An 11,925-nucleotide genomic window follows, 5' to 3' on the forward strand; every position below is an offset into this window, starting at 1 on the left:
GCGCCTGGAGCGTGGCGGCCTACCGCATCGAGAAGACCAAGCTGCTGTCGCGCGACGCGAACGACCCGACCGTCGTGCAGCAGATCGGCAAGCAGTCGTCCGAAGGCATCGAGGCCACGCTCGACCTCGCGCTGACCTCCACATTGCGGCTCGAAGCCAACGCCGCGCGGTTGCGTGCGCGTTATGGCGACTTCAACGAGGCGGTCGGCAAGTCGCTGGTCTCGCGCGCGGGCAACACGCCGGCCGGCGTGCCCGAGGTGGCGGCCAACCTGTGGCTGCACTGGCACTTCCTGCCGCAGTGGGAGGCCAGGTTCGGCGTGCGCCACGTCGGCGCGCGGCAGGTCGATGCGGCCAACACGCGGCAGATCGGCTCGTACACCGTGGCCGACGCGGGCGTGAGCTGGCAGGCGAACCCGTCGCTCAAGCTCGCGCTGCGCGCCTTCAACCTGGCCGACCGCAAGTACCCGGTCTCGTTCTCGAACGGCGGCAACCAGTGGTTGCTGGGCCGGCCGCGCTCGTTCGAGCTGTCGGCGTTCGTGACCTTCTGAGCACGGCCGCATGAGCACCGCATGGCAACGTACATGGCCCCCGCTGCGGCGGGCGCTGTACTGGACGCACCGATGGCTGGGCATCGGCGGCTGCCTGCTGTTCGTCATGTGGTTCGTCTCGGGCGTGGTCATGATGTACGTGGGGTACCCGAACCTCACGGACGAGGAACGGCTGGCGGGGCTCGGCCCGGTGCGCTTCGCGCAGGCAGTGGTCACGCCGTCCGCCGCGCTCGATGCGCTGCCGCAAGCGGTGCGCGCGCAGCAGCCCAGGCGCATGGCGCTGGAGATGCAGGCCGGCGCCGACCCGCAGCCCGTGTGGCGCATCGTCGATGCGCGCGGCGGGCGGCATGCGGTGTCCGCGCGCGACGGCCGTGTGCTCGGCGCGGTCGATGCGGCGCAGGCCGAGGCCATCGCCCGCGACTTCTCCGCGCAGCCCGGCGCACGCTGGGCCGAGACGCTGGAGCGCGACCAGTGGACCGTGCCGCAGGGCCTGAACCCGCTGCGCCCGCTGCACCGCATCGAAGTCGGCGACGCGGCGGGCACCGAGCTTTACGTGTCCTCGCGCACCGGCGAGGTGGTGCGAGACGCCACGCGCACCGAGCGCTTCTGGAACTGGCTGGGCGCCGTGCCGCACTGGATCTACTTCACGCCGCTGCGCGCCGACCCGCCGCTGTGGCACGACGTGGTCGTGTGGCTATCGGCCGCGTGCATCGTCTCGGCCGTGACGGGCATCGTCATCGGCATCCTGCGCATCCGGCTGCGGCGGCGCTTTCGCAGCGGCGCGGTCACGCCGTACACCGGCTGGATGGCCTGGCACCACATCGCCGGGCTCATCGGCGGCTTCTTCGTGCTGACCTGGATCGTGAGCGGCTGGCTCTCGATGAACCCCAACGGCTGGTTCCAGCGCGGGCCCGCCGATGCGGCTGCGATGGCGCGCTACACGGGCGCCGGCGCGTCGCCGTTCCCCTGGCCGCCGGCCGTGCTGCCGACAGGCGAGGGCGCTGGCGCACCGCGTGAGGCGCTGTTGATGTGGTTCGACGGCAAGCCGCTGCTGCAACTGCGTGATGCGCAGGCCCGCGTGCGCGTGGTGGATGCGGCCACTGGCGCACCAGCCGTTGTCGCCCGCGACGACATCGTGCGCGCCGTCGTACGCCTGCGCCCCGGCGCCACCATCACGCAGGCCACCTTGCAGACGCACGAAGACTTCCACTGGTACGGCCACCACCGCACGCGCGTGCTGCCCGTGTGGCGCCTGGAGTTCGACGACGCCGCGCGCAGCTGGCTCTACATCGATCCCACGAGCGGCCAGGTGGCCGGCAGCAACGACCGCAACGCGCGGTTGCGCCGCTGGCTCTTCAACGCCGCGCACAGCCTCGACTTTCCCTGGCTCATCCAGTACCGGCCGGCCTGGGACTTCGTGGTGTGGTTCTTGTCGATCATCGGCGCCGTCGCTTCGGCGAGTGGCGTGGTGATCGGCTGGCGGCGGCTGCGGCGCAAGCCACAGCCATCGCCTGTTCAGCGGGGGCTGCAAGGCTCCCGGGTTTCATGACGGGGACTTGCGCAAGCCGGTCCATCCCCCAACAATCAACTTTCGCACTTCGGTGCATTTCAGGAGGTGCGCGATGCACATCGAACCCGGACTCGTCGACGGATCCAAGATCTTCCTCAGCTATGCCACAGGGGCGGCTGCGCTGGCCTACACGGGCAAAGTCGCCTTCGACACCTTGCTGAAGGACGGCCCCATCGGCCTGGCGCTGCGCTCGGTCTTCACCGTGATGCTCGTGTTCTGCTTCTTCGAGGTGTTCCCGCACCATCCCGTGGGCGTGTCCGAGGTGCACCTGATTCTGGGCACCACGCTGATGCTCCTCTTCGGGCTCGCGCCTGCGGCCATCGGCCTGGCGGGCGGGTTGCTCATCCAGAGCCTGTTCTTCGCGCCCCCTGACCTGCCGCAGTACGGCATGAACGTCACGACCTTGCTCGTGCCGCTGTTCGCCACCGCCGCGCTGGCCCGCCGCATCATTCCCGCCCACATGGCCTACGTGGACATCAGCTACCAGCAGGCCTTCAAGCTGTCGGTGGCCTACCAGGGCGGCATCGTGGTGTGGGTCGGCTTCTGGGCCCTCTACGGCCGCGGCACGGGGCTTGAGAACCTGAGCCAGATCGCCAGCTTCGGCGCGGCCTACATGACCGTCGTGCTGGTCGAGCCGCTGGTCGACCTGGGCGTGCTGGCTGCGGCCAAGGCCTGGCGCCGCCTGCAGGGCACGGCCCTCGTCGAGCGCCGCCTGTACAGCGCCGTCTGATTCGCGCCAATCTGAAGATGGGGCGCCGCTTGCCGGCGCCCGATTCCCTGTGCGCCCTCGGCGCCTGAAAGCACTCACTCCATGACATCCAGCAACAACGCCAAGATCCCCGTCACCATCGTCACGGGCTTCCTCGGCAGCGGCAAGACCACGCTGCTGCGCCACATCCTCGGCAATGCCGAGGGCCGCCGCATCGCGGTGGTGGTCAATGAGTTCGGCGAACTCGGCATCGACGGCGACATCCTGCGCGGTTGCGGCATCGGCTGCGACGACGAAGGCAACGAGCGCGAAGGCGCGCTGTACGAACTCGCCAACGGCTGCGTCTGCTGCACCGTGCAGGAAGAGTTTTTGCCCGTGATGCTGCAGCTGGCCGAGCGCCGCGGCGACATCGACGCCGTGCTCATCGAGACCTCGGGCCTCGCATTGCCCAAGCCGCTGGTGCAGGCCTTCCAGTGGCCCGACATCGCGAACATCTTCACCGTCGATTCGGTGGTCACCGTGGTCGACGGCCCCGCTGCTGCCTCAGGTCAGTTCGCCGCGAACCCCGCGCAGGTCGACGTGCAGCGCCGCGCCGATCCCAACCTCGACCACGAATCGCCGCTGCACGAGCTGTTTGAAGACCAGCTCTCGGCCGCCGACCTCGTGGTGCTCAACAAGACCGACCTCATGGACGCCGCCGCGCGCGCGCAGGTCGAGGCGCTGGTGCGCGAAGAGCTGCCGCCCGAGGTGAAGATCGTCGGCGCCATCGAAGGCAAGCTGCCGCTCGCGCTGCTGCTGGGCCAGGGCCGCGCCGCCGAGAGCACCATTCACCTGCGCGAGAGCCACCACGACCACGAGGAAGACCACGACCACGACGAGTTCGACTCGCTCGTGATCGAGCTGCCGCCCGTGGGCCGCGACCAGCTCATCGCCGTGCTGACCGCACTGGTCGAGCAGCACACCATCTACCGCGTGAAGGGCTTCGTGGCCGTGCCGAACAAGCCGATGCGCCTGCTGGTGCAAGGCGTGGGCCGCCGCTTCGACCACCACTTCGACCGCCGCTGGCGCGACGGCGAGGCGCAGCGCACGCGCCTCGTGTTCATCGGCGAAGACCTGGACGAGGCCGCGCTGCGCAAGGCGCTCGAAGGCGTGGCCGCCGTGCCCGCCTGATCAACGCATGCACCTGCTGAGCACCCAGCCCGGACGCTTCGTCGAGGACGATCCGAGCGTCGTCACCCGGCTCGACCAGACGCCGGGCGACATCGTGGTGCTCAGCTCGGCCGACACCACGCTCGCGCTGCTCGCCGCCGCGCGCACGGCGCTGGCGGCCACCGACCCCGGCTACCCGTCGCTGCGGCTGGCCAACCTCATGCACCTGCGCCAGCCCGCATCGCTCGACCTGTACGTCGACGAGGTGCTGCGGCATGCGCGCGTGGTGGTGGTCGATCACCTGGGGGCCGAATCGGCCTGGGCCTACGGACTGCAGCAGCTCGAAAAGCTCGCCAAGCGCCAGGGCCAGCAGCTCGCGATGTTCTCGGGCGACCTGCAGGAAGACGAAGACCTGCTCGCGCGCGGCACCGCGGCGCGCGGTGTGAGCCGGCAGCTGTGGCAGTACCTGCGCTCGGGCGGCGCGGGCAACGCGGCGCAGTTCCTGCGCGCGGTGGCCTTCCATGGCCTGGGCCACGGCGAGGCACCGTTGCCGCCGCGCAGCCTGCCGCAGGTGGCGCTGCATGTGCCCGGTGGCATCGACGCGACGCACACGGTTGCGGGCATCGACGACCTGCGGGCCGGCTGGCATGCGAACGCGCCCGTGGTGGCGCTGGTGTTCTATCGCTCGCACCTGCTGTCGGGCAACACCGAGGCCTTCGATGCGCTGGCCGCCGCGCTGCATGCCGAAGGACTGAACCCGCTGCCCGTGGCGCTCGATTCGCTGAAAGACCCGCTGTGCCTCTCCGCACTGCGCGCGTTGTGCGTCGAACATGACGTGCAGCTGGTGCTCAACACCACCGCCTTCGCTGCCTTGGGGCAGGGCGCTTCGGACGAGCACGGCGAGCCCATGGCGCTGGCCGGTGACGCGCCCGTGCTGCAGGTGATCGTGAGCGGCGGCAACCGCGAAGACTGGCTTGCTGACAGCCAGGGCCTGCGCCCACGCGACATCGCGATGCAGATTGCCCTGCCCGAGATGGACGGGCGCATCGTCACGCGTGCCGTGAGCTTCAAGGGCCTGTCGCACCGCTGCGAACTCACGCAGACCGAGGTGGTCGGCTACCGGCCCGAGCCCGACCGCATCGCCTTCGTGGCCGAGCTGGCGCGCCGCTGGTGCCGGCTGCGCAGTCTGCGCGCCGACGAGAAGCGCGTCGCGCTGATCCTGGCGAACTACCCCGGCAGTGAAGGCCGCATCGGCAGTGGCGTGGGGCTGGACACGCCGGCGTCGGTGATGGCCATCCTGCGCACGATGCAGGCCGAGGGCTACACGCTCGACGCGCTGCCCGCGGACGGCGATGCGTTGATGCGCACGCTGCAGGAGGGCATCGCCAACGATCCCGCGCAGTGGGCTGCGCGGCCTTCGTGGCAGAGCTACGCGCTCGCCGACTACCGCGCACGTCTTTCAGCATTGCCAGACGGAATGGCCGCTGCCATCGACGCGCAATGGGGCCCGCCCGAGCACGACCCGATGCTGCGCCAGGGCCGCTTCATGATCGCCGGGCTGCGGCTGGGCCGCGTGTTCGTCGGCATCCAGCCCGCGCGCGCACTCGGCCCGCTGGGCCTGGCCGACTACGCGAGCTATCACGACGCCGAGCTGGTGCCGCCGCACAGCTACCTCGCGTTCTATTTCTGGCTGCGCGATGTGTTCGCCATCGACGCGGTGGTCCACGTCGGCAAGCACGGCAACCTCGAATGGCTGCCGGGCAAGAGCCTCGCGCTCGCGGCCACCTGCTGGCCCGACGCGATCCTCGGGCCGCTGCCCAACGTCTACCCCTTCATCGTCAACGACCCCGGCGAGGGCGCGCAGGCCAAGCGCCGCACGCAGGCCGTGATCGTCGACCACCTGATGCCGCCGCTCACGCGCGCCGAGAACCACGGCCCGCTGCAGGACCTGGAGCGCCAGGTCGACGAGTACTACGACGCGTTGCTGGTCGATGCGCGCCGCGCCAAGGTGCTGCGCGCGCAGATCCTCGCGACCGTGCGCGCGCAGCACCTGGTCGAAGAGTTGGGCATGCCGGGCGCGGAAGACGATGCCGTGCTGGCGCGCGTCGATGCGTACCTGTGCGAGCTGAAAGAGACCCAGATCCGTGACGGCCTGCATGTGTTCGGCGATTCGCCGCGCGCGCGGCTGCGGCGCGACACGCTGCTCGCACTCGCGCGTTACCCGGCCGGCGACGGCACAGGCGAGAACGCCGGGCTGCTCGGCGCGCTCGCGGCCGACCTGCTGCCGGGCGAGGCCTTCGACCCGCTCGACATCGACGCAGCGCGGCCCTGGCAGGGCGCGCGGCCCGCACTGCTGGCGGCCGTGAGCGACGAGGCGTGGCGCCACCAGGGCGACACGCGGGAGCGGCTGGAGCTGCTGGCCCAGCAGCTGCTCGAAGCGGAAGCCTGCCCGCCCGATCTGTCGCGCACCGCTGCCGTGATGAGCCGCATCGAACACCACCTCGCGCCCGCGCTCGATGCGTGCGGCGGGGAAGAACTGCGTCAGCTCTCGCGCGCGCTGCAAGGCCGCTTCGTGCCGCCGGGCCCGAGCGGTTCGCCTTCGCGCGGCCGGCCCGACGTGCTGCCGACCGGGCGCAACTTCTACGCGGTCGACACGCGCGCCATCCCCACGCCCACCGCCTGGATGCTGGGGCTCAAGTCCGCCGCGCAGCTGGTCGAACGCCACCTGCAGGAGCACGGCGACTACCCGGTCGCACTGGGCCTGTCGGTCTGGGGCACGGCCACCATGCGCACCGGCGGCGACGACCTGGCGCAGGCCTTCGCACTCATCGGCGTGCGTCCCAAGTGGGCACCGGGCAGCCAGCGCGTGGTCGACTTCGAGGTGCTGCCCACGGTCGGCATCGGGCGTCCGCGCATCGATGTCACGCTGCGCATCTCGGGTTTCTTCCGCGACGCCTTTCCCAACGCCGTGCAGATGTTCGACGCGGCCGTCCAGGCCGTGGCCGCGCAGGAAGACGAAGACGCCGAGCGCAACCCGATCCGCGCACGCATCCTGCGCGAGGCGGCGGCGCTCGAAGCGCAGGGCGTGGCGCCCGGCGAGGCGCGCACGCAGGCCGGCTGGCGCGTGTTCGGTTCCGCGCCCGGCAGCTACGGCTCGGGGCTGCAGCCGCTGTTCGACCACGGCGACTGGCAGACCGACGACGACCTGTCGAAGGCCTACGTCGGCGGCAGCGCCCATGCCTACGGGCAGGGCAGCGACGGCGTGCCGGCCAGCGATGCGCTGGTGCGCCGGCTGCGCACGATGAACGTCGTGCTGCAGAACCAGGACAGCCGCGAGCACGACCTGCTCGACTCCAACGACTACTACCAGTTCCAGGGCGGCATGGCCGCCGCCGTGCGCCACCTGAGCGGGCAGCAGCCGGCGATGTACCACGGCGACCACGGCAACCCGCAGGCGCCGCGCGTGCGCACGCTGAAGGAAGAAATCAGCCGCGTGATCCGTTCGCGCGTGGTCAACCCGAAGTGGATCGACGGCGTGAAACGCCACGGCTACAAGGGCGCCTTCGAGATGGCTGCGACGGTCGATTACCTGTTCGGCTTTGACGCCACTGCGCGCGTGGTGGGCGACCACCAGTACGCGATGGTGGCCGACGCCTACGTGCTCGACGCCGCCACCCGCGACTTCGTGAACGCGCACAATCCGCGCGCGCTGCAGGACATGCTCAACCGCCTGCTCGAAGCCATGCAGCGCGGCCTCTGGCAGTCGCCCGGCGACTACAAGAACCAATTGGAAAACCTGCTGCTCGACCACGAGCAGCAGATGGAAGGAAGCCCCCGATGACCACAGCCGCCCCGATGCCGGTGCCGTTTCCCTTTGCCGCGATTGCCGGCCAGCCGCAGCTGCGCCAGGCGCTGCTGCTGGCCGCGGTCGATCCCGCGCTGGGCGGCGTGCTCATCGAAGGCCCGCGCGGCACCGCCAAGACCACGGCCGCGCGCGCGCTCGCCGAGCTGTTGCCCGGCGCGCCCTTCGTCACGCTGCCGCTGGGTGCGAGCCTCGAGAGCCTCGTGGGCACGCTCGACCTCGGGCAGGCGCTGGCCGGCCACGAACACAAGTTCGCGCCCGGCCTGCTCGCGCGTGCGCATGGCGGCGTGCTGTACGTGGATGAGATCAACCTGCTGCCCGACGCACTGATCGACTCGCTGCTCGATGCAGCGGCCAGCGGCGTCAACGTGGTGGAGCGCGATGGCATTTCGCACCGGCACGCCGCGCGCTTCGTGCTGGTCGGCACCATGAACCCGGAAGAGGGCACCTTGCGCCCGCAGCTGCTCGACCGCTTCGGCCTGTGCGTGCGGCTGCGCAACCTGCACGACGCGGCCGAGCGGCAGGCCATCGTGCGTGCACGGTTGGCTTTCGATGCCGATCCGCAGGGCTTTCGCGCGGCGCATGCGGATGAAGAAGCCGCGCTTGCCGCTGCCCTGGTGCGTGCGCGAGGGCTCGTGTCAGACGCTGCGGCCTTGCCGTATGGCGATGCGGTGCACGAAGCCGTCGGCGCGCTGTGCATTGCGGCCGGCGTGGATGGCCTGCGTGCCGACCTTGTGATGCTGCGCTCCGCACGCGCGCTCGCGGCTTGGGAAGGCGCGGCATCGATCACCGACGACCACGTGCAGCGCGTGGCCGAGGCGGTGCTGCTGCACCGTCGGCATCCGGCGGCCGAAGCGGCGGTTGCTCCACCCATGGCATCACCCGCACCGAGTCGCAACCCCGGTGACGCGCCCGCGCGCAATGCTGGCGACGGCGATTGGGGCGCCATGCCGCCCGAGCCAGTCGGCATCGAACGCGTGAAGCCGCTGCGTCCGCTGATTTCCGCTCAGCAGGCCGCCCCAAAAAAAGCCTGAGCCTCCGGGACGCCGCACCCGCTGGCGCACGCCAGGGTGACCGGAGGCAGGGCACGCAACGGGACGCATGGCACGGCGCCGCCGCGCCCGGCACCGCCTTCGACTGGCCGCGCACGCTCGTCGCCCGTGGCGCGGACCGGCTGCAGGCCGCGCACCTGCGCCATCGTCCGCAGGAGGCGCGCAGCGGCACGCTGCATTGCTTCCTGCTCGACTGCTCGGCCTCGATGCGCCACGACGGCCAGCTCGCGCGCGCCAAGGGCCAGCTGCTCGCGCTGATGCAGGAGGCCTACCAGCGGCGCGATCACGTCGCGCTGTTGTGCTTCGCTGGCGATGTGGTCGAGTTGCGCCTGCCGCCGCGCCGTGCGAGCGCCTGGAACGACGACTGGGTCGCACCCATCGCGGCCGGTGGTGGCACGCCCCTGGCGCTGGGCGTGCAGCGCGCGCAGCAGCTGCTGGCAAAGCACGAGACCCGCCAGCGCTGGCTGTGGCTGCTGACGGACGGCCGCAGCAACGAAAGCCCTGCGCGCCCCGCCGCCGCGGACGTCGCCTGCGTGATGGACTTCGAGCGCGCCCGCACACCGCTGCACCGGGCCCGGCAGCTGGCGGCGCAGTGGGACGCGCGCTACCTCAGCGCCTGAATCACAGGTGCGACCTTGGCCGACCGGAACGGCTGCGATCTGAAGGGGTGAAGGCCTGTTCCGTTGGGGAGTTCAGGTACCGTACGGCATGCGTCCGAAACCCCGTCTCCTGGCCCTTGCGTTGACCCTGGCAATACCCGCCGCCTTGGCACAAGCCGAGCCCTCCGCACAGCCATTGAATGCCGAAAACTGCATGGCGCAGGAAGCGGTGCTCGAGCGCGACATGGCCCTGGCCCGTTCCCGCGGCCAGATGCTGCGCCGGCGCGAACTGGCCGACACCCTGAGCGCGCTGCAGCTGCGCTGCCATGCGCTGGCACCGGTGAGCCGAGAAGCGCGCATCGAAAAGCTGGAGCACGAGATCCGCACGCTGCGTGCCGAGCTCGAACGCGCGGAGGCGCAACTGCGCAGCGTGAAGAGCGAGTCGCCCTGAACCTTGGCGGCTGTCGCCGCTACTTCACCAGGGCAGCTCGCTGAGCGGCCTGCGCGGGTCTGAAACAGCCGGCGCCACATCGACGGGGGTGGCCGGCCCGTCTTTCTCCGCCACAGCCTCCACCGGCGCCAGCATCGTCCCGCGACAGCTCGACGAGCCGCAATGGCATGGGTACTTCGATGGCGGCGAGCCGTCGTCGGCCGTCAGCGAGTAGTCGATGAAGAGTTCGTCGCCGGCCTCCACCGCTTCCATCGTCTGGAACCGCAGCACCATCTCGCCCGCCTCGTCGAACTCCTCGACTGCCTCGCAGTTCGGCTCGCACGAATGGTTGAGGTGGCGCGTGGCGTTGCCGCCCTTGGCACCGTCGATGGTCTCGCCGGTCGTCAGCGTGAACAGGTACGTCAGTTGGTCGTCCCAGGCCTTGGCAGCGACTTCCTGCTTGGTGTAGCGGCGGCCTTCGTACAGGCCGAGGAAGGCTTCGGCCGGCAGGTCGCGCGTGGCGAAGGCGCCCAGGCCGTGCACGCCGCTGGGGCCCACACGGATGAACGGGGTGGACGAGGTTCGCTTGTTGGGCTTCATGAACGGACGGGGCGCGAAGAATCGGAAGAAGAAGAGGTGGGCTGGAGTGTCGCGGTCATCTCGATCTGGCGGATGACCAGCGTGGCGCCGCGTGCGGTCATGGTGCGGTGCATCGGGCTGCTCTCGGGCTCGTCGACCAGCCGCCAGCGTGCACCGGGGCGTGCCTGCGCGAGCGCGTCGAGCAATGCATGGGCAGAGACCTCATCGGGTGCGGCGGCGTCGAGCAGCGCGTGCAGCGGCAGGGCCGGTGGCAAGAGGATGGCGTAGCCGCCGGTCGACGTGCCCAGGGCCACGGCACCGTCGTGCGTCAGCGCACCTTGCACGGTCGGCCACTCGCGGCGCCAGGTGGGGCGCGAGAGGGCGGTGCAGGCTGCATGCACAGCGGCGAGCGCGTCGGTGTCGGGCGTCATCGGGTTCGCGGCATTGGCGGCAGATTCGAAGCTGCCTTCGAGCACCTCGAGCGTGCGAACTTCAACGAAACCCGCTTGCCGGTAAAGCTGCCGTGCCGGGTTTTGTTCGATCACTTCGAGCTGCACCTGCGCGATGCCGGCCGCCGACAGGTCGTGCAGCTGCGCCTCGATGAGCTGCTTCGCCAGCCCCCGACGGCGTTGCGCGCTCGCGATGCCGAAGCCCGCGAGATAGGCACGCGGTCCGCGCCGGCCGACGAGCGAGAGGCCGCAGGCGTCGCCATCGACGACGATCACGCGCGAGAGCGCAAGGTCGGCTTCGGCGCGCCGCACATGGCGCTCGAACATCGCGCGGTCGAAAGCGATCGGCACGAAATAGTCTTCGTAGGAACGGTTCCAGAGGGCGGTGAGTTCGTCGGTGCCGAAGTTCGCGGCGGGAACGATGTCAAAGTTCATGGGGAGAGGGTCAGTTGCGCGGCGCATCCAGCGACGCAAGGCAATTCACGATGGCATCGGCCGCCTCGTCGAGCCGGGGGCCGGGCCGCATCATCAGGTCGAAGCGCGCCGAGGCAAAGCTGCAGACGCGCCCGCGCTGGATGGCCGACATGGCCGACCAGCCGGGCCGCGTGGCCATCGCCGAGATTTCGCCGAGGGCCGAGACCATCAGCACGTCGGGGTTGGCGCGCACCACGAACTCGGGGTTCATCTTCGGGAAAGGGCCGAGCGAGCCCGGCACGGCGTTGGCCAGGCCCAGGCGCGCCAGGGTCTCGCCGATGAAGGAGCTTTCGCTCGCAGCGGCGACGCCGCCATGCACCTCGAAGTACACGCGCCGCCCCTGCCAGTTCAGCGGCACGCGGGCGCGCGCTGCGTTCAGGCGGGCATCGAGGGTGCGCCAGAAAGCCTCGCCTGCGCCCGGCTTGCCGGTGGCGCGGGCCACGGTTTCCATCACGCGGCGCATGTCGGCATGGGTCTTGGCGTCGAGCGCCAGCACCTTGATGC

The 11,925-nt window shown here is 70.6% G+C and carries 11 protein-coding genes; 8 read left to right on the forward strand and 3 right to left on the reverse strand.

What is annotated here, in order from left to right; translation table 11 throughout:
- The 8 genes from AAG801_RS35070 to AAG801_RS35105 all read left to right on the forward strand — a co-directional run.
- Window positions 1–548, forward strand: a 548-nt coding sequence (locus tag AAG801_RS35070; RefSeq protein ID WP_341892568.1) for a TonB-dependent receptor, incomplete at its 5' end; no start/stop codon positions are given.
- Window positions 549–558: 10 nt separating this feature from the next.
- Complete coding sequence (locus AAG801_RS35075) at window positions 559–2,097, forward strand: PepSY domain-containing protein (RefSeq protein ID WP_341892569.1); 1,539 nt, start codon at window positions 559–561, stop codon at window positions 2,095–2,097.
- Window positions 2,098–2,170: 73 nt separating this feature from the next.
- Window positions 2,171–2,848 (forward strand): energy-coupling factor ABC transporter permease, encoded by a 678-nt coding sequence (locus AAG801_RS35080; RefSeq protein ID WP_341892570.1) that lies wholly within the window; start codon window positions 2,171–2,173, stop codon window positions 2,846–2,848.
- An 81-nt stretch (window positions 2,849–2,929) separates the two neighbouring features.
- On the forward strand, window positions 2,930–3,997 hold the full coding sequence (gene cobW / locus AAG801_RS35085; protein WP_341892571.1) for a cobalamin biosynthesis protein CobW: 1,068 nt from the start codon (window positions 2,930–2,932) through the stop codon (window positions 3,995–3,997).
- Between the two features lie 7 nt (window positions 3,998–4,004).
- Entirely contained in the window at window positions 4,005–7,817 is a 3,813-nt protein-coding gene (cobN, locus tag AAG801_RS35090; protein ID WP_341892572.1) for a cobaltochelatase subunit CobN, read from the forward strand.
- Entirely contained in the window at window positions 7,814–8,872 is a 1,059-nt protein-coding gene (locus tag AAG801_RS35095; RefSeq protein WP_341892573.1) for an ATP-binding protein, read from the forward strand. Before cobN ends, AAG801_RS35095 begins: the two co-directional genes overlap by 4 nt.
- A 203-nt stretch (window positions 8,873–9,075) precedes the next feature.
- Window positions 9,076–9,510 (forward strand): VWA domain-containing protein, encoded by a 435-nt coding sequence (locus AAG801_RS35100; RefSeq protein WP_341892578.1) that lies wholly within the window; start codon window positions 9,076–9,078, stop codon window positions 9,508–9,510.
- Window positions 9,511–9,655: 145 nt separating this feature from the next.
- Window positions 9,656–9,940: a DUF1090 family protein gene (locus tag AAG801_RS35105; protein ID WP_341892574.1), complete on the forward strand. Its 285-nt coding sequence runs from the start codon at window positions 9,656–9,658 to the stop codon at window positions 9,938–9,940.
- 24 nt (window positions 9,941–9,964) lie between these two features.
- Here AAG801_RS35105 and AAG801_RS35110 read toward each other — a convergent pair whose 3' ends face one another.
- From AAG801_RS35110 to AAG801_RS35120, 3 genes are all read right to left on the reverse strand, one after another.
- Window positions 9,965–10,519, reverse strand: coding sequence for an SET domain-containing protein-lysine N-methyltransferase (locus tag AAG801_RS35110; protein WP_341892575.1), 555 nt, complete (start codon window positions 10,517–10,519; stop codon window positions 9,965–9,967).
- On the reverse strand, window positions 10,516–11,382 hold the full coding sequence (locus AAG801_RS35115) for a GNAT family N-acetyltransferase (protein WP_341892576.1): 867 nt from the start codon (window positions 11,380–11,382) through the stop codon (window positions 10,516–10,518). Before AAG801_RS35115 ends, AAG801_RS35110 begins: the two co-directional genes overlap by 4 nt.
- A gap of 10 nt (window positions 11,383–11,392) precedes the next feature.
- Window positions 11,393–11,925, reverse strand: a 533-nt coding sequence (locus tag AAG801_RS35120) for an ABC transporter substrate-binding protein (RefSeq protein ID WP_341892577.1), incomplete at its 5' end; no start/stop codon positions are given.

The organism is Variovorax sp. YR752 (genome assembly GCF_943372545.1).

What these genes read in the sequence shown, in the direction of transcription:
- AAG801_RS35075 (WP_341892569.1), top strand. Translation starts at nt 559, where the DNA reads ATGAGCACCGCATGGCAACGTACATGGCCCCCGCTGCGGCGGGCGCTG.
- AAG801_RS35080 (WP_341892570.1), top strand. Translation starts at nt 2,171, where the DNA reads ATGCACATCGAACCCGGACTCGTCGACGGATCCAAGATCTTCCTCAGC.
- cobW (WP_341892571.1), top strand. Translation starts at nt 2,930, where the DNA reads ATGACATCCAGCAACAACGCCAAGATCCCCGTCACCATCGTCACGGGC.
- cobN (WP_341892572.1), top strand. Translation starts at nt 4,005, where the DNA reads ATGCACCTGCTGAGCACCCAGCCCGGACGCTTCGTCGAGGACGATCCG.
- AAG801_RS35095 (WP_341892573.1), top strand. Translation starts at nt 7,814, where the DNA reads ATGACCACAGCCGCCCCGATGCCGGTGCCGTTTCCCTTTGCCGCGATT.
- AAG801_RS35110 (WP_341892575.1), bottom strand. Translation starts at nt 10,519, where the DNA reads ATGAAGCCCAACAAGCGAACCTCGTCCACCCCGTTCATCCGTGTGGGC.
- AAG801_RS35115 (WP_341892576.1), bottom strand. Translation starts at nt 11,382, where the DNA reads ATGAACTTTGACATCGTTCCCGCCGCGAACTTCGGCACCGACGAACTC.